The 25,121-nt window shown below is 61.9% G+C and carries 22 protein-coding genes and 3 pseudogenes; 13 read left to right on the top strand and 12 right to left on the bottom strand.

Annotated elements, in window-relative coordinates:
* Positions 1-84: 84 nt before the first annotated feature.
* Positions 85-666 (top strand): DDE-type integrase/transposase/recombinase, encoded by a 582-nt coding sequence (locus NKJ17_RS14865; RefSeq protein ID WP_352517480.1) that lies wholly within the window; start codon positions 85-87, stop codon positions 664-666.
* 200 nt (positions 667-866) lie between these two features.
* Here NKJ17_RS14865 and NKJ17_RS14860 read toward each other — a convergent pair whose 3' ends face one another.
* Positions 867-2,417 carry a winged helix-turn-helix domain-containing protein gene (locus tag NKJ17_RS14860; protein WP_352517479.1) on the bottom strand — a complete coding sequence of 517 codons (1,551 nt, stop codon included), beginning with the start codon at positions 2,415-2,417 and terminating at the stop codon, positions 867-869.
* Between the two features lie 187 nt (positions 2,418-2,604).
* On the opposite strand from NKJ17_RS14860, the gene NKJ17_RS14855 reads away from it, so the two are divergent.
* Entirely contained in the window at positions 2,605-3,300 is a 696-nt protein-coding gene (locus NKJ17_RS14855) for an alpha/beta hydrolase (RefSeq protein WP_352517478.1), read from the top strand.
* 103 nt (positions 3,301-3,403) lie between these two features.
* Here the strand turns inward: NKJ17_RS14855 and NKJ17_RS14850 are convergent, their stop codons facing one another.
* The 5 genes and pseudogenes from NKJ17_RS14850 to NKJ17_RS14830 all read right to left on the bottom strand — a co-directional run.
* A complete protein-coding gene (locus NKJ17_RS14850) occupies positions 3,404-3,571 on the bottom strand; it encodes a hypothetical protein (RefSeq protein WP_352517477.1) in 168 nt (55 codons plus the stop codon).
* 64 nt (positions 3,572-3,635) lie between these two features.
* Positions 3,636-3,731 (bottom strand): annotated as a pseudogene (locus tag NKJ17_RS14845) (hypothetical protein); the annotation flags it as partial.
* Positions 3,728-4,354, bottom strand: coding sequence for a hypothetical protein (locus tag NKJ17_RS14840; RefSeq protein ID WP_352689231.1), 627 nt, complete (start codon positions 4,352-4,354; stop codon positions 3,728-3,730). The pseudogene NKJ17_RS14845 and the gene NKJ17_RS14840, both read right to left, overlap by 4 nt.
* Before the next feature lie 86 nt (positions 4,355-4,440).
* Positions 4,441-4,941, bottom strand: coding sequence for a hypothetical protein (locus NKJ17_RS14835; RefSeq protein WP_352517475.1), 501 nt, complete (start codon positions 4,939-4,941; stop codon positions 4,441-4,443).
* A gap of 86 nt (positions 4,942-5,027) precedes the next feature.
* Positions 5,028-5,199 (bottom strand): annotated as a pseudogene (locus NKJ17_RS14830) (DNA starvation/stationary phase protection protein); the annotation flags it as partial.
* A gap of 623 nt (positions 5,200-5,822) precedes the next feature.
* On the opposite strand from NKJ17_RS14830, the gene NKJ17_RS14825 reads away from it, so the two are divergent.
* On the top strand, positions 5,823-6,698 hold the full coding sequence (locus tag NKJ17_RS14825; protein ID WP_352517473.1) for a MurR/RpiR family transcriptional regulator: 876 nt from the start codon (positions 5,823-5,825) through the stop codon (positions 6,696-6,698).
* Positions 6,699-6,758: 60 nt separating this feature from the next.
* Here the strand turns inward: NKJ17_RS14825 and NKJ17_RS14820 are convergent, their stop codons facing one another.
* The 3 genes from NKJ17_RS14820 to iolD form a co-directional block, all read right to left on the bottom strand.
* The gene (locus NKJ17_RS14820; RefSeq protein ID WP_352517472.1) at positions 6,759-7,592 is read right to left on the bottom strand and encodes an SDR family oxidoreductase; all 834 of its coding nucleotides are present in this window, start codon (positions 7,590-7,592) and stop codon (positions 6,759-6,761) included.
* A 4-nt stretch (positions 7,593-7,596) separates the two neighbouring features.
* Positions 7,597-8,496 carry a myo-inosose-2 dehydratase gene (gene iolE / locus NKJ17_RS14815; protein ID WP_352689230.1) on the bottom strand — a complete coding sequence of 300 codons (900 nt, stop codon included), beginning with the start codon at positions 8,494-8,496 and terminating at the stop codon, positions 7,597-7,599.
* Positions 8,497-8,621: 125 nt separating this feature from the next.
* On the bottom strand, positions 8,622-10,469 hold the full coding sequence (gene iolD / locus NKJ17_RS14810; RefSeq protein WP_352689228.1) for a 3D-(3,5/4)-trihydroxycyclohexane-1,2-dione acylhydrolase (decyclizing): 1,848 nt from the start codon (positions 10,467-10,469) through the stop codon (positions 8,622-8,624).
* Between the two features lie 150 nt (positions 10,470-10,619).
* Between iolD and iolG the strand changes: the two genes are divergently transcribed.
* From iolG to NKJ17_RS14765, 9 genes are all read left to right on the top strand, one after another.
* Positions 10,620-11,585, top strand: a complete 966-nt coding sequence (gene iolG, locus NKJ17_RS14805) for an inositol 2-dehydrogenase (protein WP_502899827.1) — start codon at positions 10,620-10,622, stop codon at positions 11,583-11,585.
* 3 nt (positions 11,586-11,588) lie between these two features.
* On the top strand, positions 11,589-13,025 hold the full coding sequence (locus NKJ17_RS14800; protein WP_352517468.1) for an NAD-dependent succinate-semialdehyde dehydrogenase: 1,437 nt from the start codon (positions 11,589-11,591) through the stop codon (positions 13,023-13,025).
* A gap of 10 nt (positions 13,026-13,035) precedes the next feature.
* Positions 13,036-13,851 (top strand): HpcH/HpaI aldolase family protein, encoded by an 816-nt coding sequence (locus NKJ17_RS14795; protein WP_352517467.1) that lies wholly within the window; start codon positions 13,036-13,038, stop codon positions 13,849-13,851.
* Entirely contained in the window at positions 13,851-14,816 is a 966-nt protein-coding gene (locus tag NKJ17_RS14790; RefSeq protein WP_352517466.1) for a hydroxyacid dehydrogenase, read from the top strand. The genes NKJ17_RS14795 and NKJ17_RS14790 overlap by 1 nt, the downstream gene beginning before the upstream one ends.
* Positions 14,806-15,930: a Gfo/Idh/MocA family protein gene (locus NKJ17_RS14785; protein WP_352517465.1), complete on the top strand. Its 1,125-nt coding sequence runs from the start codon at positions 14,806-14,808 to the stop codon at positions 15,928-15,930. The genes NKJ17_RS14790 and NKJ17_RS14785 overlap by 11 nt, the downstream gene beginning before the upstream one ends.
* A gap of 137 nt (positions 15,931-16,067) precedes the next feature.
* Complete coding sequence (locus NKJ17_RS14780; protein WP_023676590.1) at positions 16,068-16,808, top strand: ATP-binding cassette domain-containing protein; 741 nt, start codon at positions 16,068-16,070, stop codon at positions 16,806-16,808.
* Entirely contained in the window at positions 16,801-17,901 is a 1,101-nt protein-coding gene (locus NKJ17_RS14775) for an ABC transporter permease (protein ID WP_352689226.1), read from the top strand. Before NKJ17_RS14780 ends, NKJ17_RS14775 begins: the two co-directional genes overlap by 8 nt.
* A gap of 58 nt (positions 17,902-17,959) precedes the next feature.
* Positions 17,960-18,964 (top strand): substrate-binding domain-containing protein, encoded by a 1,005-nt coding sequence (locus NKJ17_RS14770; protein ID WP_352517463.1) that lies wholly within the window; start codon positions 17,960-17,962, stop codon positions 18,962-18,964.
* Between the two features lie 209 nt (positions 18,965-19,173).
* Positions 19,174-20,223 (top strand): Gfo/Idh/MocA family protein, encoded by a 1,050-nt coding sequence (locus NKJ17_RS14765; protein ID WP_352517462.1) that lies wholly within the window; start codon positions 19,174-19,176, stop codon positions 20,221-20,223.
* Between the two features lie 455 nt (positions 20,224-20,678).
* On the opposite strand, the gene NKJ17_RS14760 is transcribed toward NKJ17_RS14765, so the two are convergent.
* Complete coding sequence (locus tag NKJ17_RS14760) at positions 20,679-22,505, bottom strand: heavy metal translocating P-type ATPase (protein ID WP_352689225.1); 1,827 nt, start codon at positions 22,503-22,505, stop codon at positions 20,679-20,681.
* A gap of 123 nt (positions 22,506-22,628) precedes the next feature.
* Positions 22,629-22,902: pseudogene (locus NKJ17_RS14755) on the bottom strand (transposase); the annotation flags it as partial.
* Positions 22,903-23,167: 265 nt separating this feature from the next.
* On the opposite strand from NKJ17_RS14755, the gene NKJ17_RS14750 reads away from it, so the two are divergent.
* Positions 23,168-23,473, top strand: coding sequence for a hypothetical protein (locus tag NKJ17_RS14750; RefSeq protein WP_352689224.1), 306 nt, complete (start codon positions 23,168-23,170; stop codon positions 23,471-23,473).
* Here the strand turns inward: NKJ17_RS14750 and NKJ17_RS14745 are convergent.
* The gene (locus NKJ17_RS14745) at positions 23,463-24,827 is read right to left on the bottom strand and encodes a hemolysin family protein (RefSeq protein ID WP_352689223.1); all 1,365 of its coding nucleotides are present in this window, start codon (positions 24,825-24,827) and stop codon (positions 23,463-23,465) included. The two genes, NKJ17_RS14750 and NKJ17_RS14745, sit on opposite strands and share 11 nt — an antisense overlap.
* Between the last annotated feature and the right edge of the window lie 294 nt (positions 24,828-25,121).

Genomic DNA, 25,121 nt, shown 5'->3' with positions numbered 1-25,121 from the left:
ACGGCATCGGTTCCCACCCGAGATCATCGCCCACGCGGTGTGGCTATATTATCGATTTCCGCTGAGCCTGCGTCAAGTCGAAGAATGCTGCTGGAGCGCGGCATTGTCGCTTCCTACGAGACGATCCGTCGATGGGGAAAGAAGTTCGGGCTGGACTACGCTCGGCGCCTGCGCCGCAAGCAGCCCAGTCGAAATGACATCTGGCACCTCGACGAAGTCGCCATCACGATCGCCGGCAAGAAGCATTGGTTATGGCGGGCCGTCAACCAGGACGGCTATGTGCTCGACGAGATCGTCCAGACCCGGCGCAACACCAAGGCCGCCAAGCGCTTACTGACGGCTGTTGAAGAAGCAGGGCCAGGTGCCGAAGCGGATGATCACCGACAAGCGCGGCTCCTATGGAGCAGCGCGGCGTCAAGTCATGCCGGACGTCGAGCACCGGTCGCACAAGGGTTGAACAACAGAGCGGAGAATTCGCATGTGCCACGGCGAAAACGAGAGCGGATGATGCAAGGCTTTCGATCACCGGGGAGCCTCCAGCGTTTCGTCTCGACCTTTCTCTGCAGTCCGCAATCTCTTCGTCCCGCCCCGTTCAAAATGCTCCGCCTTTCAGATCCATCTTCACCGCCTGAATGCCAGCGCAATGGAAAGCTGCTGCCGGCGTGATCGCCTGAAATCATTCCCAAAAGTCACAACGACAGCCCATCTCCGTTTATGTGACATCACCCTTCAGATCGCCCGCAATTTGTAGTCCGCCGCTTTTGACCGGCGCCACGCCGCGTTGGTGGCGTGGATGATCGCAAAGCCTGAATTCGCGCTGCTTGCACGGCAACGTTCGTCCCGCGACCGGCATGCGCCTTTATCGGTTATGCCGGCAGGCCGGCTATCCGCATGGCGTCGGTGACGTCATCGACAATATCCGGCGCAATGCCTACGGCGGCGGACCAGCGGCCGATGGTGAAGTGCGGGTCGAGCGACATCAGCCGCGCGGCCGATACTTTGGCCTCGTCGAGCCGCCCGAGCCTGGCCAGCGGTGCGGCCAGCCATCCGTGCAGCATGCTGAATCCGGGGTTCATTTCTACCGCCCGGCGGCCTGATATGACGGCCTGCTCGTGCCGGCCGGTGAGAAAATTGCCGAATCCGATCATGCCTTGCGGCACGCAGCTCATGGCGTCGAGGGGGTTCAGCCGTAACGCCTGCTCACCCCAGTCGATCGCCCGGGCAGCGTCGCCGCCATACGCCACCGACACGCAGCCGAAGGCAAAGACGAAGGCGCAGGAGGCGCTGAGCGTCAAAGCCTGCGCAAACGCTTCGTCGGCCAGACTGCGGTCATGCTCGACGATGCCGATGGTGAACCCGGCCAGAGCGAGCGCCATCGCGTCGCCCGAACCATGCTCGATCGCCGCATGGGCATGGCGGATCGACTTCTCGCGGTTCTCCGGATGCATCCCGCCGCGCACGAATAGCGTCTGGTGCGCCCAGGCAGCAAAGCCGTGCGCAAGGGCATAGGTCGGCTCGATGGCGAGCGCCTGGTCGAGCAGCGGCAGCCCCTTGGCGGCACCTTGCGGCATGAAGGTGTAGACATCGGGCAGCGCGCGCAGCAGCAGATCGTAGGCGTCGAGACTGTCGGGGCGCTTGCGCTTGACGCGTTCGATCTCGGCCCGGCGCAGATTGGGCTCTATTGCCGCGACCACGCTGATGGTGATCTCGTCCTGTAGGGCAAATACATCGGTCAGGTCGCGGTCGTAGCGTTCGGCCCACAGATGGCTGCCGTCCTCCGCGTCGATGAGCTGGCCGGTGATGCGCACGCGGCTTCCCACCTTGCGCACGCTGCCTTCCAGCACGTAGCGCACGCCAAGCTCGTGACCGACCTGCTTCACGTCCACCGCGCGGCCCTTGTAGGTGAAGGAGGAATTGCGCGCGATGACGAACAGCCACCTTATTCGCGACAGACCGGTGATGATGTCCTCGACCATGCCGTCAGCAAAATAATCCTGATCCGGATCGCCGCTCAGGTTCGCGAATGGCAGCACGGCGATGGAAGGACGGGCGGGAATGCCTAAGGCAGGCTTCGGCTGCTCCATCGGCGCGGTTGCCTGCGCGCCGCCATCCTCGCGGACGGTGCCGACGAAGCGAAGGCCCCTGCGCAGAATTGTGCGGATCAGGCGCTGTTCCTCGCCACTGTCATGCAACGCATTGCGGGCGGCGTTGATGCGGCTGGAGAGCGTGGCGTCCGAGACGATGCGGCCCTGCCAGACCGCATCGATCAAATCATCCTTGCTGACCACCCGCTCGCGATTGCGGATCAGATATTGCAGCAAGTCGAACACCTGCGGCTCGACCGAGATCAGGTCGTTGCCGCGACGGAGTTCGCGCCGGTCTCCGTCCAGGGCAAAATCCTCAAAATGATACGGCAAACTGCATGCTCCGGATTACGGCGAAGAGGGGCTGCCGACACTTTAGCCGCGTCGCGGACGCAAAATCAAAGCGATCTCAAGGTAAAATCAAGAGGTCCTGAAAGTCGCCTCAAAGCGCGCGCTTCTGCTCCGTCGCATAGTCCTCCTGCCACAACGGTTCACAACACTTTGAAAAAGGAGAACTCAGATGTCGAACACTGCAGCAAATTCCGTCGTCCTCGTGCATGGCGGCTTCGTCGATGGCTCCGGCTGGGACGGCGTCTACCAGATCCTGAAGAAGGACGGCTATGACGTGACCATCGTCCAGAACCCGACGACTTCGCTCGCCGACGACGTCGCTGTCACCAAGCGCGCCATCGCCGCCGCTCCCGGCAATGTCATCCTGGTCGGCCACTCCTATGGCGGCGTCGTGGTCTCCGAGGCCGGCACCGATCCGAAGGTGGCAGGTGTCGTCTATATCGCGGCGTTCGCGCCGGATGCAGGCGAGTCGGTTTCGACCCTGATCGCCAACCCGCCGCCCGGAGCGTCGGTGCCGCCGATCCTGCCGCCCGTCGACGGCTTCCTGATGCTCGACAAGGAGAAGTTCGCCGCCGCGTTCGCCGCCGATGTCCGTCCCTCGCTCGCCTCCTTCATGGCCGATTCGCAGGTGCCGTGGGGTGCGGCGGCGCTCGAAGGCAAGGTCAGCGCTCCGGCCTGGAAGGTGAAGCCCAGCTGGTACCTCGTTGCCACCGACGACAAGATGATCCCGCCGCCGGCGCAGCGCAACATGGCGAACCGGGCAGGGGCGACGACGGTGGAGGTGCCCGGCAGCCACGCCGTCTACGTCTCCGATCCTGCAGCTGTCGCCAGCCTCATCAAGCAGGCGGCCGCCGGCAAGAACTGAACCGGCATCACCTCTTATAGACAGCCTGGGCGCATGGCGGCGCTCAGGACCGTAGGCCGGCCGAACGACCGGATGCACCAGGACCTGACTGCTGTTGACTGCGTCAGAGTGAGCAATACACCAATTTTGCCGCGAAAAGATCCGCAAGGCCCGAGCCGACCGCTTTGAAAAGTGTGATTTGCTGCGGGTTGCTCCTCCCTTTGATCTCCTTCCTTGCAAGCTCTGCAAGGGTGCCCGCGGATGTGACTTGCCGATATGAGTGTGCTCGCAATTGGCTGGCTCAGATCTCCGGCCTCATGCAGTGCCTCAGGGGTGTCCACATATACGGCCGCACGTAGCACAGCCTCGGAGTTCGCCTCACGCATCTTTGGAGTGAAGCCTCCGATCAGGTCGACATGGGTCCCAGGAGAGAGCCACGCGCCCTGAATCAACGCGATGTGGCAAGCGTCGCGGCAGTGACAATATCGGCATTTCTGACACCCGATTCGAGGTCACTCTCGATTGACGCCAGGAAGCCTTTGTTGCTCAGATCGGCAACCATGCGGGCCGCGCTCTCCTGATTGATATCCCAGACGGATACCTCGGCAATTGGACGAACGGCGCGATATGCCTCAGGTATGAGACTTGCAACGCGGCCCGAGGCCAAAACGAGCAATTTCCGAGAGTCCTCGCGAGAAAGGTAGCGCGCCGCGAGCGCCGAGGTGGCCACTGTCCGCCGCGCGCTGTGAGGTTGCCGTCCATCATGGCCAAATGCTGTCCCGTATCGCCATCGTGGAGCACATACGTTGAAGCGTTGAAGTGAGGCCCGCCAAGCCCTGGCGGAGTTGCTGGGGAACACAGTCACGAGCTTGACCCCAAGATATTTGACGTCATCGGAGTTGCTGCTCCAGGCAGGCATCAGAAGCAGAGTAGCGTCGGGCTGGCCCTCCATCTCGATCGTGTGATGGTGGCGCGTCGGGACGATACAACCTTGGGCGAACACACGATCTATCAAACGACCATAGTCCAGATGACGGGACCTTATATCGGCGTCTGCGACTTTGAGCGTGGTCATGTCTTCTCCCTTAAGAGCGGCCGGCATTGCTTAAGTGCTCCTGTTAGAGGGTCTGGTATCGGCTTGAACTATCGCCAGAGGAAATCTCAATACACAGTCACCAGACCGCGCCGACGCAGTTCGTGTACGCCGCAGGTACCCCGTTCGCTTACCGGCGGTTCGGCAAAACGGGTGGCGTGCCGCTCGTCTTCAACATGCATTTCACCGGCACGATGGATCATTGGGACCCGGCGGTGACCGACGGCTTCGCCAGGGATCGCGAGGTCAGGCGTGCCATCCGTTTCGCCGGCGCGATGGCGCCGCGAGGCATTCCGGGCCCGGGATATCGACAGGATCGCGGGCATTGAAGACGTATGCCCCCATCTGAGGCGGCCCGCCGTGCGGAGCATCGGGGCGATCATGCGCAACAATATGCGGACAATGATGGCCCTGACCTTCGACGCGGCCGGGCCGAATGCGCCCGGTACGATGAATGAGCTCAGGGCGAGCTTGCGCACCGACCTCTCAGTCGGCTCAAGTCGGAAGGCTGAACGCCATCCGATCACAGGCTTTTGAGGCGCGTCGTCGGCGTTGATGTTGGGCGGCATCTCGTGTTACGCCTGCCGACGTTACCATTGCGGCGTGCTTCGGTCGGTGAAAATCTGACATCCTGACATCCATTGAGTTCCAACTGTCATCCGTTGGTGCCGCGCAGCGTCTCGAATAGGAACCAGACGCGCTTCTCGCTCTCGTTGATCCAGTTCTCCAGCAGGCTGGCGATCGCCACGTCGCCATATTCGTCGCCGAGATCGTGCATCGGGCGCATGGCTCGCGACGAGCGTTGCATTGTCCTGACGCAGTTCGGCTTGCGCCCATGATGGACTGGACGGGCTGATCCGAAAAGCTACTAAAAATCAAAGCTTAAGGGGGATTTAAGTTGGCGATGCAGTACCAAATGCAGTACCGCTGAAGCGCAGCCGATGATGTTTTCAGGGTCGTAGGACGGACTTGCCGTTGCGAACGTCGGCGCGACAGAGCACTTACGGAGCCCGTGGTCGCAGAGGTTGCCCGAATGCACATTCGAGACCGGCTGAATCCCAGTCCGCAAGCGCGCGGCGAGATATGTGCTCTCCAGGAAGACCATGAGGCTTGCTTCCGGATCGGTAACTCTGCGGATCGCATAAGGCAGCAGGTATTCTCCAAGTCGTAGTGGGCGGCGTCGTCAAAGATCTTCGCCGCCGCGAAGCCTTTTGGTCGGGCGGTGGAGCGGTCGACTTTCCGGCCTTCTATTCCTACGCCTGTCCGAAACCGCTGCTCCTCTGACGCTTCTCCTTCGCACGGAGCTGTCGCAGCCCTCTTGGTGCGCGGACGCGCGGTGCGCACACAACTTGTGGCCGATAACAGACCCGATAACAGAGTTGACAACTCTCTGCTGGTCAAAAACCTTCAAAGACGCCATCATGCAACAAAAATTGCAAGGATGTGCATCGTGGACGAGAAGGTCGAGGCTCCCAAGGATTATGAGGATCTCATCCGCGTGATACACGACCGGTATGATGAGATGAGCAAGGCGTATCAGAAGATTGCGTTGTATCTCACCCAAAATCCGAATGACGTCGCGGTGCGATCGGTGAACTCGATTGGGGAAGGCAGCGGCGTTCACGCGTCCAGCTTCGTCCGATTTGCCCAAGCATTGGGGTATGAGGGGTTCAAGGACCTGCAGAGCCTCTTCCAGAAACGATTGTCCACCGCGGCCCCCGGCTTCGAAGCCCGCATCAAGGCGTTGGAGAAGGAACTGGGGGAGCGGACAGATCGCAGCGAGATGGGACTGATGCACGACCTGGTCGTCCGTGACATCGCGTCCCTGAAAGAGATGCTCACCGATCTTCAACCCGAGGATCTGGCAGAAGCCGTTAGCCTGCTCGAGAAGGCCGACGTCGTCTATCTGATGGGACAACTTCGCTCGGCACCGGTCGTCGAACTCCTTCGCTATATACTGACCATGCTAGGTAAGCGCTGTGTGCTCCTGGATCCGGGCGGCGGACTGGCCACGCATATGGCCCGTGCAATGCAGAAGACGGACCTGCTGTTTGCGGTGTCGTTCCGCTTCTATGCGAACGAGGTCGTCAATGTTGTGGAAGAAGCCGCGGGGAGAGGTATACCCATCGTGGCGATCTCGGACAGCACGTTGTCTCCATTAGCCAAGAGCGCGCGCGTTCTCTTCGCCGTACCGGAGCACGAATACACATTCTCGCGCTCGCTTGCGGCTCCCATGTGTCTTGCCCAGGCTTTGACCGTGGCCTTGGCGGCCAGGCTTCAGAACAACGCGGTCAATCCCCGCATTCCAACGGTTACCGAGCGGTAGGGACTGCAAACCGCGAAAGCTGACGTCGTTGCAGCATTGCCGTCCGCCAGCCGTCGATTATCAATCAGTGTCGGAAGGCGAGAGCGCCATCGCCTTTTCAGGCACGGCCATGGGGCCGGATGCGGCACCGAGGACTGTCTGGTCGTAATCCACCACCGCACCTGTCATGAGCCCGGCATCGTCCGAAACGAGGAAGTTGACGGTGCGGGCGGCCTCGGCCGGATCGACCAGACGGCCGAAGGGCAGGTTCGCAACGGCTTTCGCTTCCCAATTGGGATCGCCCGTCTCACTCGCCTGCAATTCTCGCTCGTTATCAGACGCCATCCAGCCGACATCCAGCTGGTTGACGCGGATGCGGTTCTTCATGACGGAAAACGCCGTGTTGCGGGTCAGCGTCGCCAGCGCCGCCTTAGTGGCACAGTAAACGTTGATGAAAGGCTGGCCGGCATGTTCGGAGATCGAGCCGATGTTGCAGATGGCGCCTTCGATTCCGTCGCGGATCATGCGGCGGATGGCCTCCTGCATCAGGAAGTAGGGCCCTCGCACATTGACGGCGAACAGGGCGTCGAAGAGTTCGGGCGAGGTATCGAGGATGGTGCCACGGTCCGTGCGGGCACCGGCGTTTACCAGCACATGTATCTTGCCGTATACGCGCTCGGCCTCCGCCATCACGCGTCGGCAATCCTCGACTTTGCCGAGATCGGCCTTGACAAAGTGGACAGGCACGCCGGTGTCGTGCTTGATCGCCTCCGCCGCGGCACGGCCCTTCGCCTCGTTGCGGCCGAGCGTGACAAGACCGGCAGCGCCGGCTTCCGCCAGCCGGCGCGCAATGGCCGCTCCCAACCCCTGCGTCGAACCCGTGACAACGCAGACCTTCCCATCCATGCGATTCATAACTTCAGCTCTCCACAGTGTAGCCAGCCGCGGCCATGACGCGCAGCAATTCCTTATGCCCGATCTTCGCCATTTCGAGTGGCGGACTTTTGACGGGATCCTGCTCGGCTTCAACGACGAACCAGCCTTCATAACCGTAGGAGGCTAGCCGCTTCACGATCGCCTCGAAGTCAAGCGAGCCGTCACCGGGCACGGTGAAGGCCCCCTTGACCACCGCGTCGAGAAAACTTTCCCGGCTGCGGTCGAGCCCGTCCACGACCGCTTGACGGATGTCCTTGGTGTGTACATGCGAGATGCGGGCGTGGTGTTTGTCGACCACCCGCAGCACGTCGCCGCCGGCAAAGGCCATGTGGCCGGCATCGTAGAGCAGGGGCAGACCCTCGCCGGAATGCTTCATCAGCAGATCGACGTCCTGTTCGCTTTCGATCGGCGCGGCCATGTGGTGGTGGTAGGAAATCGGCATGCCCTGGTCCGCGCACCACTCGCCGAAAGTGGTGAGCTTGCGGCCGTAGGCCTTGATCTGATCGTCGTCGAGACGCGGGCGCATGGCCAGCGGCGTGCCGCGGTCGCCTTGGATGGTGCGACCCGTCTCGCCATAGACGATGCATGGCGCGTTGGTCGCCTTGAACAGCGCCATCTGCGCGGCGATGCGGTCCTTCTCTTCATCGATGTCGCCGACCAGCAAGCGACCGGAGAACCAGCCGCCGCAGACGCTCATGCCGTGCTGCGTCAGGATGGGCTCAAGCACCGCCGCGTCCATCGGGAAACGGCGGCCGGTCTCCATGCCGGTGAAGCCGGCCTCACAGGCCTGCCGCAGGCACTCTTCCAGCGAAACGTCGTCGCTCAATTCGGCGAGGTCATCGTTCCACCAGGCGATCGGCGCGATGCCAAGCTTGGCTCTCATTCTCTTCTCCAATCATGATTTTCCGGCCGGCGCCGGCTGCTTGCGCCACGAAAAACTGCCGGAACAATGCTCAGGGAGTGTCGCATCGTTCCGGCAGAGGGCGCCCCGAGGGGCGCCAGACAAACTCAGACACCTATGCGCTGCCGTTTGCGGCCTTCGGCTTGCACGGAATGGGCCTCGCGAACCTGTTCGCGGTTGCTGACTTGTGGTACGCCGACGTCCCACCACGCATCCCCGGGGGTCCAGGCGAAAGCGTCGGAGACGATGGTGATGACGGTGGTGCGGTCGGTGGTTTTCGCCCATTCGATCGCCTGGCCGAGATCGGCAAGGCTTTCGACACGCCGCGTCAGCGCGCCCATGGCTTCCGCATGCTTGGCGAAGTCGACCGAGAACGGCTCCTTGACCCGGCAGTCCTTGATCAAATTGTTGAAGGAGGCGCCGCCCTTGGCGTTCTGCAGCCGGTTGATCACCGCATAGCCGCCATTGTCGCATACCACGAGAATCATCTTGTGGCCGGCGAGCACCGACGAATAGATGTCGGAGTTCATCATCATGTAGGTTCCGTCGCCGATCATGACGATTGGCGTGCGGGAAGGGGCGGCCATGGCCGCCCCCCAGCCGGCAGAGATTTCATAACCCATGCAGGAGAAGCCGAACTCGCAGTCGAAGGTGTTCGGCTCCTTCACCCGCCAGTTCTTCATCACCTCGCCGGGAAGTCCGCCGGCCGCCGTAATCAGCAGGTCACGCTCGCCCGCCTTGGCGTTCACCACGCCCACCACTTGCGCGTAGGTCGGCACGGGGTCGTTGGTCGGCTTCTGGAAGCCATCAAGCAGCGTGTTCCACTTGCCAAATTCGACCTTGCCTTTCTGGGTCCAGGCACTGTCGGCTTGCCAATCACCAAGGTCAGCCCCAAGTTCGCTTACCGTTTCCAGCGCATCGCCGACGACAGCGAGCGCCCGGTGCTTGGTGGCATCCCAGCGTGCGGCATTGACCGAGATGAATTTCGCGTCGGCGGAGAAGGCGCTCCAGGATCCGGTAGTGAAGTCCATGAGCCGTGTGCCGACGGCGATGATCACGTCGGCTTCCGCCGCCAGCGCGTTGGCCGAGGTTGAGCCGACGATGCCGATCGGTCCGACATGCGCGGGGTGGTCGTGCGTAACCGTGCCCTTGCCGGCAATCGTCTCCGCCAGCGGGATCCCATGCCTTTCGGCGAAATCGCCAAGAACCTTCTCGGCACCGGAATAACGCACGCCGCCACCCGAGATGATCAGCGGCCGCCTTGCGCTTTTGAGGATGCGCGTCGCCTCAGTGAGCCGGCTCCGATCAGGCCGCGGGCGTGGAACCGTATGCACCGTCGGCTCGAAGAAGGCTTCGGGATAATCCCAGGCGATCTCCTGCACATCCTGCGGCAAAGCGATGAAGGCTGGCCCGCAATCGGCCGGATCAAGCAGCACCGCAACCGCCTGCGGTAGCGACGAGATGATCTGCTCGGGATGGACGATGCGGTCCCAGTAGCGCGTGACCGCCTTAAAGGCGTCATTGACGTTGATGGTCGGGTCGCCGAAGTGCTCGACCTGCTGCATGACCGGATCGGGCCGGCGACTGACGAAGGTGTCGCCGGAGAGCAGCAGCACCGGCAGCCGGTTCGAATGGGCGACGCCCGCTGCCGTCACCATGTTCAATGCGCCCGGACCGATCGAGGTGGCCGCAACCATGATCTGGCGCCGGCGCTTCGCCTTTGCAAACCCGATGGCAGCGAGCGCCATTGACTGCTCGTTCTGGCCGCGCCAGGTCGGCAGCACGTCCTTCACCGCCTCGAGCGCTTCGGAAAGGCAAGTCACGTTGCCGTGCCCGAAGATGGCGAAGACTCCCGGAAAAAGCGGAACTTTCTCGCCTTCGACAACCGTGAACTGGTTGCACAGATAGCGCACGAGCGCCTGCGCCATGGTCAGGCGGACGGTGGTCCTGGTCATCTTTGTCTCCTCCCCTAACGACGGTCTTTCCAAATCTATACGGAATGCCCATTGACAAATCAATATGTTTGCAACGATCATTGCAAAAATTCAAACCGGGAGGATTTCTTGCTTAGAATTGCTGTGCTCGGCTGTGGCCGGATCGGCAGGATGCATGCGGCAAACATTGCCGCGCATCCTCGTGCGCAACTCGCCACTGTCTATGACATCGACCAATCGTCCGCGGAGAGTGTGGCGGCGCGGCATGGCGTTCGCGCTTCGGCGTCCGCCGACGAGGTCTTTGCCTCGGCAGACGTCGATGCGGTCCTTGTCGCGACGGTGACTGACACGCATGCCGATTACATCGAAAAGGTGGTGGCCGCTGGCAAACCCGTGCTCTGCGAGAAGCCGATCGATCTTAGCCTGGAAAGGGTGAACCGTTGCGCCGAAGCAATTTTGTCCAAGGGCGTGCCGGTCCAGATCGGCTTCAACCGACGTTTCGACCCCGGTCATCGTGCGGCGTGGAACGCCGTACGATCCGGCGAGATCGGCGACCTGCACCAGGTCATCATCACCTCGCGTGATCCTGGCATGCCGCCCCGTTCCTACTACGAGGTCGCGGGCGGACTTTTTCGCGACATGACGATCCACGATTTCGACCTCGCCCGCTTCATGCTGGGAGAGGAGCCGGAGGAGGTGTTCGCCATCGGAGGCCGGCTGATCGACCCGGCGATGATGGAGGAACTGAACGACTATGACAGCGTCATGGTCGTGATGCGGACCAAAAGCGGCAAGCAGTGCCACATCAACAATTCCCGCACCTCAACCTATGGGTACGACCAGCGCGTCGAACTGCTGGGCAGCACCGGCATGGTGATCAGCGGCAACCGGAAGCCTCATGAGTTGCTCCGTTACTCGGCCGCGCGGGCCGAAGCCACCGCGCCCTACCTCGACTTTTTCATCGAGCGATACCGCGAAGCGTTCGATGCCGAGATCGACGCCTTCGTTACCTGCGTCGAGAAGGCCGAGCGGCCGCTGGTCGGTTTCGAGGACGGGCGCCGCGCTCTGGTCTTGGCCGAAGCGGCGATGAAATCGGCGGTCGAAGGCCGCTCCGTGAAGGTCAGCGAGATCGGATAAGCCATGTACGCGAAATACGGATTGTTTATCGATGGTCGTTGGCGACCGGCGTTCGGAAATGCCACCTTCCCGATCCTGAGCCCGGTCACAGAAGAGTCACTTGGGAATGCGCCATCTGCCGCCTTCGTCGATACCGAGGAGGCTCTGGAAAGTGCGGTCCGCGGCTTCGCCGCCTGGAAAGTCAAAAGCGCCTTCGAGCGGGCTGACGCGCTTCACGCCATCGCCGACGAGATGATCCGCCGCAAGGACGAAGCGACGCGGATGATCTCGACCGAGACCGGCAAGCCAATCGCCCAGTCGGAGCGGGAATGGGGACTCTCGATCGACCAGTTCCGCTGGTATGCCGAAGAGGCGCGGCGCATCTATGGTCGAGTCATCGAAAGCCGCGTACCGGGCGGCCGGTTTGAGGTCCTGCGCGAACCGGTCGGGGTTGCGGCAGCGTTCACGGCCTGGAATTTTCCGGCTGCTCTGGTTGCCCGCAAGGTGGCGCCGGCGCTAGCTGCCGGTTGTTCGACTATCATCCGTCCGTCGAGCCAGACTCCCGGCGTGGCGATGGTGATGGTCGACTGCATGCGCGCCGGCAAGCTTCCTGCCGGCACGGTGAACCTCGTCATCGGCCTGACGGACACGACTTATGCGCCCATCATGGCTTCGCCTGCTGTGCGCAAGGTATCGCTGACCGGCTCCACTCGAGTCGGCCAGCAAATGATCCGCGATGCCGCCGACACTGTGAAGAAGGTGTCGATGGAGCTTGGCGGCAACGCGCCGCTGATCGTCTTCGACGATGCAGATCTCGACGCTGCGCTCAACCTATCGGTGCCAACCAAATACGCTAATGCCGGGCAGGTCTGCGTGACGCCTGATCGCTTCTTCGTCCACGAAAGCCTCCACGACTCTTTCATCGAAGGCTTCGTCGAACGCGCAAGAGCATTGAAGCTGGGCGACGGCCTCGACCCCTCGGTTCAGATGGGACCGCTAATCAGCGACCGCCGGCTTGCCGAGATCGAAGCCATCGTCGACGACGCGGTGGGGGCCGGAGCAAAAGTAGCGACCGGAGCTGGTCGCGCCGCCTCGTTCAATGCGGGCCATTTCTATGAGCCCACCGCCCTCACCGACGTTACCGACAACATGACGGTCTTTGCCCAAGAGAACTTCGGTCCCATCGCGGCGATCGCCAGATTTTCCTCGGACGACGAGGTGCTCGCGCGAGCAAATGCTTCGCCGGTGGGGCTTTCGGCCTATGCGTTCACCCGCAGTCCAGACAGGGCCAGGCGAGTCGTCGCGGAGCTCAAGGCGGGCATGGTGGGCATCAACAGCTTCGCTCTTGCCGCGTCCGAGGCTCCGTTCGGCGGCACGAAATATTCCGGAATGGGTCGCGAAGGCGGCAGCGAAGGTATCGGTGACTACCTCGACACCAAGCTTGCGCAGATCGTGTTCTGAGGAGGCCGCCTTGATCAAGAACGAGCTCAAGCAGATCTGGGCCGAAGGGCGGCCCACGATCAATGGCTGGCTTTCGATCGGCAATCCATTCACCGCCGAGATCATGGCCGCGCAGGGCTATGACAGCGTGAGCATCGATGTCCAGCACGGCGCGCTCGACTATTCGATGCTGCTTCCGATGTTCCAGGCGATGCGTGCATCCAGGGTGGTGCCCATGGCGCGCGTGCCGTGGCTGGAGCCGGGCATCATCATGAAGGTGCTGGATGCCGGCGCCTATGGCGTGATCTGTCCCATGATCAACACGCCGGAACAGGCGGCTCAGTTCGTCAGCTACCTGCGCTATCCGCCGGCCGGCCAGCGCAGTTTTGGGCCGACGCGTGCCAACTTCTCGGCGGGTGCCAACTACGCGGCCGAGGCCAATGACGAGATCCTGGCTTTCGCCATGGTCGAGACCGCCGAGGCGATGCGCAATCTCGATGCGATCGCCGCAACGCCAGGACTCGACGGCATCTATGTCGGTCCCGCAGACCTGACCTTCAGCCTGCATCAGGGGCGTCTCGCGCCGGGCTTCGACCGCGAGGAGCCGGAGATGATCGAGGCGCTGCGGACCATAGTCGCGGCCTGCAAGAGGCATAACAAACGTGCCGCGCTCCATTGCGGCACGGCCGACTACGCCGCACGTGCCATCGAATGGGGTTTCGAGATGACCACCGTCTCGGGTGACTCCCGACTGCTTGCCTCCGCCGCGCAGGCAAGTGTCGCTCGCTTCCGCGAATTGACGGGTGCGAAAGCCGTCCCGGCCGAAGCCGGCAAGGGAGGCTATTGATGCCCCACGTCCTGGTCGCCGGAAAGCTTCATCCGAGCGGCATCGAACTTCTCGATGCGTCGCCCGGCGTCACCTACGACTATGTCGAAGATGTCTCCGAGCCAAGCTACGCACCTCTGATCGGCAAGGCCGATGGTCTCGTCATCCGCACCCAGCCCTTGTCGGCTCCGACCGTCGCACGCGCCGAGAGGCTGAAGATCGTCTCGCGCCATGGCGTCGGCTACGACGCGGTGGACGTTTCCGCACTCAACCTGCGCGGCATCGCTCTTGCCATTGTCGGCGATGTGAATTCGGTGTCGGTGGCCGAGCACGCGATGATGCTTCTTCTGGCGGCTACCAAGCGGCTTATCCGCGCGGATCGTTCGGTCCGCGACAACGAATGGGGTTGGCGCAACAGGCTGGAGCCAAGCGAACTCGCGGGCAAGCGGCTGCTGATCCTCGGTTTCGGCCGCATAGGCCGCCATCTTGCGCGCCTGGCAGCGGCGTTCGGCATGGAAGTTCGGGCGCACGACCCGTTTCTCGAGCGGCAAGGCTGGCCGGAGGGCTTGGTGGCGCCGGCAAGCGACCTAATGGCCGGTCTGGCTTGGGCGGATGCGGTATCGGTCAATGTGCCGAAGACTGACCGGCCGGCGATCGGCGCCGCGGAGCTTTCGGCCATGAAGCCTACCGCAATCCTCATCAACACGGCGCGAGGCGGTGTGGTCGACGAGGCTGCGCTGATCGCGGCGCTGCGAGAAGGGCGCATCGCGGCGGCCGGTATCGACGTCTTCGACGATGAACCGCCTGCTCCGGACCATCCGCTCTTCGGCTTCGACCAAGTGATTCTGACGCCGCACATTGCCGGGCTCACCGCCGAGTGCGGCGAGCGCATGGCGATCTCGTCGGTGCAGAACGTGCTCGATTTTTTCGCCGGGCGGATCGACTCGGCGCTGGTGGTAAACGGAGCCGCGTTGAATGGCCGGTGAAAAACTTCAACTCAGAATCGGCCTGATCGGCACCGGCTTCATGGGCAAGACCCATGTGTTCGGCTTTGCTGCCGCACAACGTGTCTTCGATCTTCCCTACGAACTGGTGCTCCACACGATTGCGGACAGAACCGATGACCTCGCCGCGCAGGCGGCGCAGGCCTTGGGGTTCGCGCGGGCGAGCGGGGACTGGAGGCGTCTGGTCGAGGACCCGGAGATCGATATGATCGATATCACGGCGCCGAACGCCTTCCACAAGGAGATGGCGCTCGCCGCCATTGCCGCCGGCAAGCACGTCTATTGCGAGAAGCCGCTGGCGCCCCTTGCGGCGGATGCCCGACGGATGGCCGAGGCGGCGGAAGCGGCCGGCGTCAGGACGCAGGTCGGGTTCAATTATCTCTGCAACCCGCTGCTCGCGCTGGCACGGCAGATGATCCGCGCGGGCGAGTTGGGCGAGATCCGCAGCTATCGCGGCATTCACGCCGAGGACTACATGGCGGATGCGGAAAGCCCATTTACCTTCCGGCACGATCCTGTCGGCGGTGGCGCATTGGCGGATCTGGGCAGCCATGCTCTGGCCACGGCGGAGTTTCTGCTTGGCTCGGTGGAACGGGTCCTCGGCGATTCCGTCACCGTCATAGCGAGCCGTCCGGATGGCCGAGGCGGGCGCCGGACCGTCGAGGTCGACGACATCGGTCGCGCGTTTCTGCGTTTTGCCAATGGTGCATCCGGCAGCATCGAAGCGAGCTGGGTCGCCACCGGCCGCAAGATGCAGCACGATTTCGAGGTCTATGGCACCAAGGGGGCGCTCGTCTTCAGCCAGGAGCGCTTCAACGAGCTGCATTTCTACAGCACGGCCGATCCCGGCGGCCGGCGTGGCTTTCGGCGCATCGAGGCCGGTCCGGATCACGATCCCTATGGACTCTTCTGCGTCGCACCAGGCCATCAGCTCGGCTTCAACGATCTGAAGGCTATCGAGATTGCGCGGTTCGTCGATGCGATCGCCGGGAAGCGAGACGAGTCTTTCGGCTTCCGGGCCGGCCAACGCATCCAGGAACTCGTGGAGGCAATTCAGGGCTCGGCCCGGGAGAGCAAGTGGCTGCGAACAGACTGATGCAAGGGAGAGTTGGTCGACGCCCCGCATGCGTCTGAAATAAACGTTGCATGTTTGTACATTTTGCAATATAGATTGCAGCCGGAGAGAGGCACGTCGGCTGAGTGCTCAAGTCGACGTCGCACAGGGAGGAGAATGTGTCTGTGCTGGACGTACGAAGCGTCTCGAAAAGCTTTGGTGCTATCCGCGCCTTGTCAGATGTTAGCTTCGCGGTTGCTGCCGGCGAGGTGGTTGGCCTGATGGGCGACAACGGTGCCGGGAAATCGACCATGGTGAAGCTGATTGCGGGGAACTTCCCACCCTCCGACGGCGAAATCGCGGTGGACGGCAAGGTCTGCCATTTCCACAAGCCGATCGAGGCACGGGGCGAAGGGATCGAGGTCGTCTATCAAGATCTGGCCTTGGCCGACAATCTGACGGCCGCCCAAAATGTCTTTCTCGGCCGCGAGATGAAGAAGGGGTTTTGGCCGCTCCGCGTGCTCGACAAGCAGGCGATGATCAACCGCTCGGCAAAACTGTTCGCGGAGCTGAAGTCCGAGACGCGGCCGCGCGATCTGGTCAAAAAAATGTCAGGCGGCCAGCGGCAGGCGGTCGCCATTGCCCGCACCCGGCTATCCAACTCCAAGCTCGTGCTGATGGATGAGCCGACCGCGGCGATTTCGGTCCGCCAGGTAGCCGAGGTGCTGGAGCTGATCCGGCGGCTCAAATCGCAAAATGTGTCGGTAATGCTGATCAGCCACCGCATGCCCGATGTGTTCGCGGTCTGCGACCGCATCATCGTGCTGAGACGCGGCTCGAAAGTGGCCGACAAGGCGACGGAGAAGACATCGCCGGAGGAGATCACCGGCCTAATTACGGGAGCGATCCGTGATGCATAGCCAGAGCGACATGCTGAAGGAAGGCCATGCGTCCATCGGTGATGTGGTCGGCATAAGAGAGCAGAGCGTTTTCCAGAAGATGATCGCCAGCCAGGCCTTCTGGGTCGCGATCGCGCTTTTCGTGTTGGGGGTCTTCATGACGTGGCTGGAGCCCAGCTTCGGCACGGTCGACAACGTTACCAACACCACCCGCAATTTTGCACCTATCGCCATCATGGGGCTGGGCATGACGGTGGTGCTGATCACCGGCGGCATCGATCTCTCGGTCGGCTCGGTGATGGGGCTGGTCGCGATCGTCGCCGGCCTGCTGCTCACTTGGCACCAGCCTTGGTATGTGGCGTTTGGCGCGGGTCTGCTCGCAGGCATCGCCTGCGGAGCCTTTAACGGTTTCTTCGTGGCCTATATCGGCATGCCGTCCTTCGTGGTGACGCTAGGCATGCTGTCGATCGCGCGCTCGCTGGCGGTCGTGCTGTCCGGCAACCAGATGCTTTACCAGTTCGGACCCGATGCGCCGATCGTCAAGGCCATGGGCCAGGCCAAATGGCCGAGGCACACGCCTGACGGCTGGGTGCCTCATTGGATCCCGGAACTGTCCTCGCATTTCTGGGTGATGGTGATCCTCGCGCTCATCGTCGGCTTCGTCTTCATTTTCACCGCCTGGGCGCGCCACCTCTTCGCGATCGGCGGCAACGAGAACGCCTCGCGGATGACCGGCGTCCCGGTCGACTGGATCAAATTCCAGGCCTATGTCTTCTGCGCATTTACCGCGTCGATCGCGTCCCTGCTGCTGCTCGGCTACAGCGGCTCGGCCATCAACGCGATGGGAACCGGCTACGAGTTGAGGGTGATCGCCGGCACCGTCATCGGCGGGGCCAGCCTGATGGGCGGCTACGGAACCGCGTTTGGCGCTGTGATCGGTTCGGCCTTCCTCGAGGTCATCCGCAACGCGCTGCTGATGGCCGGGATCGATTCGAACTGGCAGGGCGCCTTTGTCGGGGCCTTCATCATTCTTGCCGTGCTTCTCGGCATGCAGACCTCGGGCAAGTCGCTGCGGGCGACGCTGGAGGGTATGTTTACCTGGAAGCGCAAATAGAATCCGGCGGCCGCAAGCCGTCGGGGATAGTGGACGTCAAAACAAAGTGGAGGAACAGGTGAAAAAATACATTCTGACGGCGGCCGTGGCGTTTTCCGCGCTGATGGCAGGGCAGGCCTATGCCCAGCAGAAATACGTCTTCGCTCTTGTGCCGAAGAACATGAACAATCCTTTCTTCGACCAGGCTCGTGACGGCTGCAAGAAGGCCGAAGCCGAATCCAACGGCGCGATCGAATGCATGTATATCGGCCCCGGCGAGCATGGCGGCGGCGAGGAGCAGGTGCAGATCGTGCAGGACCTGGTGGCCAAGAAGGTCGACGGCATCGCCGTCGCCCCGTCGAACGCCGCGGCAATGGCCGTCGCGCTTCAGGCCGCCAAGGAAGCGGGCATTCCCGTGCTTACCTGGGACTCGGATGTGCTACCGGAGAACAAGGACCTGCGTGTCGCCTATATCGGCACGCACAATTACGAAATTGGCGTCAACCTCGCCAAGATCGTGCAGACCATCAAGCCGAAAGGCGGCACCATCTGCATCCAGTCGGGCGGAGCTGCCGCGGCCAACCACAATGAGCGCATGAAGGGTATACGCGATACGCTGGCCGGCAAGGAGTCGGCCGCCTCGCCAGGTGATGCCCTGACCGGCCAGAACGGCTGGACGGAAGCACCGGGCTGCCCTCTCTATACCAACGACGACTTCCCTCTGTCGGTTCAGCAGTTCCAGGACTTCATGGCGAAGACGCCAAACCTCGACGCCTTCGTGCCGACAGGCGGCTTTCCGCAATTCATACCGGATGCCAATCGCGCTGCGGTCGAGCCGTACAAGGATAAGATCGCCAAGAAGGAGCTGGCTCTGGTCGTCGCCGACACGCTGCCGGTGCAGATGGACCAGATGAAGGAAGGCCTGTCGCTCGGCCAGGTCGGACAGCGGCCGTTCGAAATGGGCTACAAGACCATGCTGGCGCTGAAGGACATCAAGGACGGCAAGCCCGCGCCGGCCGACCCGACCTACACCGGTCTCGACGTCTGCACCCCCGAAACCGCTGACACCTGCATCGGAAAGTAGGCGGGGGCGCAACTCTGCGGCGGGCGAGGGACGACTCTTGCCCGCCTATGCCCCTGAGAGGCGACAACAGACCCATCGAGCGACTGGCTCAAATCGACCGCTGCCGTCAGGCCTCAGAGACGCTCCGCTGGCCACGGCGTTACCATTTTTAGACGAGTGCCGGGAGTGATCCCGTTCGGGAGGAGCAATTGAGAAAGATACGATATGCCGTGGTGGGCGCGGGCTGGATCACACAGGAAGCCTTTATGCCCGGTGTGTCCCAGACCGGAAACTCGACAATCACGGCGATCGTCAGCGGCTCGGCCAAAAACGCCGCTAAGCTCGCCGAATTCTACGGCGTGGAACACGTCTTCAGCTATGAGCAGTACGACCAGATGCTTGCATCGGACGTCGCCGATGCAGTTTACGTGGCATTGCCGAACTCCATGCATGCCGACTATGCGATCCGAGCCCTGAGAGCCGGCAAGCACGCGCTGGTTGAGAAGCCGCTGGCCACGACCGAGGCGGAATGCGAGGCGATGATCGCCGCCGCCAATGAGAGCGGCGCGTACCTGATGACCGCGTATCGGCTGCACAACGAGCCCGGCACTGTCGAGGTGCTGGAGCGCATCCGCAGCGGAGAGATCGGCGATCCCCGCATCTTTGCCGCGGTCTTCTCCTTCGTAGCGTCGTCCGACAATCACCGCCTCAAGGCCGCCTATTGGGGCGGTCCCTTGCAGGACATCGGCGTCTACTGCCTGAATGCCGCGCGCCATATCTTTGCCACTGAGCCGATCGAGGCAGTCGCGGTAAGGAGTTTCGGCAGCGCCTCAGTCGGGGAGGTAGAGGAAAGCATTGCCGTGACGTTGCGCTTCCCCGAGGGCCGGCTTGCACAGTTCATTGCCAGCTTCGGCGCGGACAACTCGGATTTTTACCACGTGGCCGGAACGAAGGGGAGCGTAACGGCCGACCCTGGCTTCCGTTTCGAGACTGCCGTGCAAATGAAGCTTCGGCATGGCGACATCAGAACCGACAAGACGTTCCCGCAGACAGACCATTTCGCCGGACAGACCGCGTATTTCTCCGACTGCATCCTGAATGCACAACCGCCTGAAGCCGACGGTGGAGAAGGATTTGCCGACGTGCGCGCCCTGCTTGCCATTGAGCGCGCCGCCAGCACCGGTCAGCCTCAGAAGATAGACACGCCGGCACGGCAGGTTCATCCTACTGCGGATATGATCCGCATCTTGCCTACAACGGACCAGCGGCTGCTTCTCTGACGCGCTTTTGCCCGCGGAGCCAGCCAGGATTCATTGCGAGAAGCATCTCACGAACGCCATCGCGTACCGCGTTGTACCGTGCAACCGTTCTTGCGGAGGCAGTCACGATCTTGTTTCCGAACGTGCCGGCACTATGGATCATCCGTTGGTACCGCGCAGCGTCTCGAATAGGAACCGACCAAAGGATCGAAGAAATCGCTGGGTCGCCAGGCGCAGCGCGATATTTGGAGCGTAACGATGAATTTCACGGACAGCCGCCTCTGGTACGGTGTGGCAGCCGTGATCGTGGTGTTGTTTGTGATCGGGTATGCGGCTGGGTGGTTTGGCGGCACACCGCCACCAGCGCCACAGTAGTAAGCGTACTCTGGTTGCGGTTGCCCGGTTTCGTGGACAATGCGAATGGACGCGTTTGTCGTCCAAAGAACTGCAAGCGCCCTAGGCTCCAAAGAGATGCGCTAAACATCTTGGATTCGAACGCGCAGCAGTTTTGCCGAATTCAAAAACACCAGGACATCTGGCCCCAAGTGCAAAATCGCTGCCTGGATAGGACCGATCCAGCCCATCAGCGCTGCGGTAATGCCCAAGACGTGCACAACACCGACACCGACGAAGATATTTTCCTGAATTGTCCGGTAAGCACGTCGAGCAATTGCGCGCGCGCTGACAATTTTTGCCAGATCATCCTTCATCAATGCAATGTCGGCCGCTTCCAGCGCTGCCTGCGTGCCGCCGCCGCCCATCGCAATGCCGACATCGGCGCGTGCCAGCGCCGGCGCGTCGTTGATCCCGTCGCCGACCATCGCCACGCGATGGCTCTGCTTTTGCAGTTCGGCGATGGCGGCGACCTTGTCCTGCGGCATCAGATTGGCACGCACTTCATCCACGCCGAGTTCCTTGGCGATGGTCCGCGCTGTGGCCTCATTGTCACCCGTCACCATCACCATGCGCTTGACCCCGGTCGCGCGGAGTCGTGCCAGCGCTTCGCGCGCACCTGGTCGCAATGTGTCGGCAATCAGAATCACGCCCGCGAAATTCCCATCGATCGCGACGTGAACCGGCGTCTGTCCGCCCTTTTCGATCGCATCGGAAAGCGGCACGCCGGCCTCGCGCAGCAACGATGCATTCCCGACCAGCACGGTGCGTCCGGAGACCGTCGCCTTCACACCGCGCGCCTGCAACTGCTCGTACTGCTCCGGTTCCGGGACATCGATTTTCATCCGGGCGGCATAGTTGACGACCGCTTTCGCCAAGGGGTGAGCGGACCGCCGATCGGCGGCGGCGGCAAGGCTGAGCAGATCAGCTTCCGAAAGCGTGCCGTCCTGCATCTCCACGCCGACAACCTCGGGCTTGTTCGCCGTCAGGGTGCCTGTCTTGTCGAACACCAGGACGTCGACCTTGGCCAAAGACTCCAGATAGACGCCCCCCTTGACCAGAATTCCACTGCGTGCGGCTCGCGCAATGGCTGCGATAATCACCAGAGGAGTCGCCAATCCGAGTTCGGCAGGCGATGTGAAAATCAGCAGAGTGACGATCATCCGAACGTCGCGGGTATAAAGATAAACCGCAACGAGGAAGATCAGCACGACCGGGATCAGCCATGACGCGACCTTATCCGCCAGTTTCTGGACGGGTGCCTGTTCCGCTTCGGCATTCTCGACCAGACTGATGATGCGGGCAAAGGTGGTGTCGGCACCAACCTTCTCGGTCTCGATGTCGAGGGCGCCGGATTCGACGAAGGTTCCGGCAAAGACATCGGCGCCATCGCTCTTGTCCTTGGGAATGCTCTCTCCAGTGATCGATGCTTCGTTGACCGAAGCCGCTCCACCGACGACGGTGCCGTCGACCGGGATCTTCTCGCCGGCCCGCACCAAGACAACGTCGCCCGCGCGCAAATTCTCGATCGTGACCATGCGTTCGCCACCTGGGTCCCGCACAAGTGCCACCTGGGGCACCGAGCCGATCAGGTCTTTGATCGAGGCTCGCGCACGATCCATATTCAAATCGGCAATGAACTCTGCGATCAGAATGATCACCATGAGGACCGCGCCGGCGACGGTCTCGCCTCCGATCAGCGCTACCACCGTAGCGATGGTGACGAATATCTCGGTACCGATCTTGCGCTCTTTTACGAGGTCAACGGCGCCGGTCTTGACAAGCGGATACAAGCCGATGGCAACCGCCCCCCACAAAGCTTGAATGGGAATCAGCTGTTGCCAGTACAGAAAGGCCATCAGGCCGGTAAATATAATGCGAGCGACTTCGGTCCAACGTTCGCGTGTCATCAACACTCGCCAACCCGATGGAACAGCCTTAGGCGCCGGCTCAACGCTTTCGGTGGCTGCTGTCTCGGATTTCATGATTGGCTCGCTATCTGGATTGCGGTCTTGGCTTGAAGCGTGAGCGCATCAGGATCTTGTCCCAGGGAGTGGTGTAGTTGACGGCTTGGTCGCCGCAGCTTCCGGCATGGGCCGGGAATGATCAGCGCGCCACAGCAGGCTGATGAGTGGATCATCACTCATTTGGCTGATGGTTTCCAGCGTAATGTATCTCCCCCGCTGCATCGTTCTGCTCGAGCAGGATCGCGCCAACCAGACGGACGATGGCGTCATCAATTGGGAAGATGCCGATGACCTCGGTGCGCCGCTTGATCTCGCCGTTGAGGCGCTCGATCGGGTTGGTAACCGGTATGATCATGACGGTGCCATCTGATCCTCCGCTGGAGATGCGAGATTTTCAGCGTATGTGTGACCATCCGGGACAGCGGCGCCGGGAGCACGCCAAGTGCGGGCAGGCCGATGTATTCGATAAGCTGCGAGCTCGCGTTAGTAGCTGGCCGCCCCTGCGACCTGCCCGGTTGCGCCGAGAGCGCGGATCCGTAGGTGTCGCGTCGCCCGCCGGCCCCCGATTGTTCAAGGAGAGAGGGCGCCAATGACGTGTAATTGGAATGGCGATCCACCGCACCTTTGCGGAAGTGGTTTTCTGCGAAGATGACCGGCTGCGCCATCACGGACAGGTCGACATGACCCGCTCCGGACTGGAGGGATTTGGCCGCAGCTTGAACAGGACGGACGAGGTCGTTGTCGAGGCGACCCGCAACGCCATGGGGGTGGTGCGGGTGCTTTCGCCTTTCGTGGACCGGGTGATGGTGCATCAGTATCAGTCAGGTTGGATCACGCAGGATACAGTTGGTTCGCGGGCACCGGCGACCTCGACGAGGCCATGGCGGCCTATTCATTGGCCTATGTTCTGAGCCCATCTACCTCCGATGTTTCTTGCCGCCCCGTGGGAGAGTTCCTTCGTGCGAGCAGTTTGTCGATCCGCCGGCCATCCATGTCCACGATCTTGAAGTGCCAGCCGCCATACTCAAAATGTTCCCCGACCTCAGGCAGATGCCCTAGTCGAAACAGGGCAAATCCTGCGATCGTATGGAAGTCGCCTTCAGTTGGCCGTGCTCGAAAACCAAGGCGATCGAACGCGTCCTGGGCCGACATCATACCATCCACGAGAAGGGAGCCGTCTTCACCCTCGACGACATCCGGCTCTTCGCCTTCGATGTTGGGCAGGTCGCCGGCGATGGCTTCGAGCAAATCGGTCTGGGTAACAATTCCTTCCAGACTTCCGTACTCGTCGAGGACCATTGCTATGCGGACGGGCGCCTTCCTGAACTGCTCCAGCACTTTGAAAATCGGCGTTGATTCATGAACGACGAGCGGCTCACGGATGATCGCCATCGGATCGAGAACCTGCCCGTCAAGAACCTGGTCGAGCATGTCCTTCTTCAGAACCATGCCGAGCAGTTCATCGATACCGCCCTTGCCAACAAGGAGCTGCTCATGGCGGCAATCGCGGATCGTACGAAGAGTCTCGGTTCGGTCATCATTCACGTCGATCCAGTCGATATCCGGCCGAGGCGTCATAATGTCACTGATGCGGCGCTCGCCGATATTGAAGACCCGCTCGACCATCTCCCGCTGCGCCTGCTGCAACAGGCCGCCTTCCTGACTGGCCGAGATCAGAAGCTTCAGCTCGTCTGGCGAGTGCAATGAATCCTCACCGGTTCCCGGGCGCAGGCCGCAGAGTCGCAGAACGAGGTTGCCGAGACCATTCAGCATTAGAATCGCCGGCCTGAGCAGAAAGAGGAACAGACCGAGCGGACGCACGACCCAGAGCGCAGTGTCTTCGCTGCGCTGGAGCGCCAGACTCTTTGGTGCGAGCTCGCCAAGCACGATGTGAAGCGCGGTGATGATGATGAAAGCGATCGCGACGGCGACAGTGTGTGACCCCGCAGTCGCCAACGACCCGAGCAGCCCGATCAAGAGAGGCTCGACGAGATGCGCGAGAGCAGGTTCGCCGATCCAGCCGAGTGCCAGCGATGAAATGGTGATGCCGAGCTGGGTCGCCGCCAGATTGGCATCGAGATTGTCGACGGCCCGCTGGAGCGCTGCCGCGTTCAGCCGCCCAGCCGCAGCGAGTTCGGCAACTCGGCTTCGGCGCACGGCGACCAGGGAAAACTCGGCGGCGACAAAGAAGCCGTTTGCGGCCACGAGTAGGAGAACCGACAAGATTCCAAGAATGTCGCTCAAACTGCCATCGCCTGTCGGCATGATATCCTCTTAATGACGCAATTGGATACGTCTCTGAAGCGCAAATGATGGCATTGCGCAATCGCTATCAGCATCACGATCGCCAGAAGCATAATCCCCTGATGGCGATGGTAGTGCATCTACTAGCGACTGATCACGGTGCGGTCGAATACGTTGAATGCGGCAAAGTGCGTGGTCCAGCCGTGGCTTGCAGCGCGGGTCATGTACCGACGCGCCGCGTTCTTGGCGTGGATGCGCAGATCACATGAAGGCAGACGCCATCACGCAGCCCGTCGATAAAGCTCAAATGATTGG

The organism is Mesorhizobium sp. M0208 (assembly GCF_040322015.1).
GTDB lineage: Bacteria > Pseudomonadota > Alphaproteobacteria > Rhizobiales > Rhizobiaceae > Mesorhizobium.
The sequence above is the reverse complement of the archived record's forward strand: the minus strand, read 5'-3'. Positions and strand labels throughout refer to the sequence as shown.

Coding starts and splice junctions, on each gene's coding strand:
- NKJ17_RS14745 (WP_352689223.1), bottom strand. CDS start 24,827: ATGCCGACAGGCGATGGCAGTTTGAGCGACATTCTTGGAATCTTGTCG.
- NKJ17_RS14760 (WP_352689225.1), bottom strand. CDS start 22,505: ATGACACGCGAACGTTGGACCGAAGTCGCTCGCATTATATTTACCGGC.
- NKJ17_RS14785 (WP_352517465.1), top strand. CDS start 14,806: ATGGCCGGTGAAAAACTTCAACTCAGAATCGGCCTGATCGGCACCGGC.
- iolE (WP_352689230.1), bottom strand. CDS start 8,496: ATGAGAGCCAAGCTTGGCATCGCGCCGATCGCCTGGTGGAACGATGAC.
- iolG (WP_502899827.1), top strand. CDS start 10,620: ATGCATGCGGCAAACATTGCCGCGCATCCTCGTGCGCAACTCGCCACT.
- iolD (WP_352689228.1), bottom strand. CDS start 10,469: ATGACCAGGACCACCGTCCGCCTGACCATGGCGCAGGCGCTCGTGCGC.
- NKJ17_RS14835 (WP_352517475.1), bottom strand. CDS start 4,941: ATGCCGCCCAACATCAACGCCGACGACGCGCCTCAAAAGCCTGTGATC.
- NKJ17_RS14790 (WP_352517466.1), top strand. CDS start 13,851: ATGCCCCACGTCCTGGTCGCCGGAAAGCTTCATCCGAGCGGCATCGAA.
- NKJ17_RS14840 (WP_352689231.1), bottom strand. CDS start 4,354: ATGACCACGCTCAAAGTCGCAGACGCCGATATAAGGTCCCGTCATCTG.
- NKJ17_RS14820 (WP_352517472.1), bottom strand. CDS start 7,592: ATGAATCGCATGGATGGGAAGGTCTGCGTTGTCACGGGTTCGACGCAG.
- NKJ17_RS14750 (WP_352689224.1), top strand. CDS start 23,168: ATGGCGATCCACCGCACCTTTGCGGAAGTGGTTTTCTGCGAAGATGAC.
- NKJ17_RS14775 (WP_352689226.1), top strand. CDS start 16,801: ATGCATAGCCAGAGCGACATGCTGAAGGAAGGCCATGCGTCCATCGGT.
- NKJ17_RS14800 (WP_352517468.1), top strand. CDS start 11,589: ATGTACGCGAAATACGGATTGTTTATCGATGGTCGTTGGCGACCGGCG.
- NKJ17_RS14855 (WP_352517478.1), top strand. CDS start 2,605: ATGTCGAACACTGCAGCAAATTCCGTCGTCCTCGTGCATGGCGGCTTC.
- NKJ17_RS14865 (WP_352517480.1), top strand. CDS start 85: ATGCTGCTGGAGCGCGGCATTGTCGCTTCCTACGAGACGATCCGTCGA.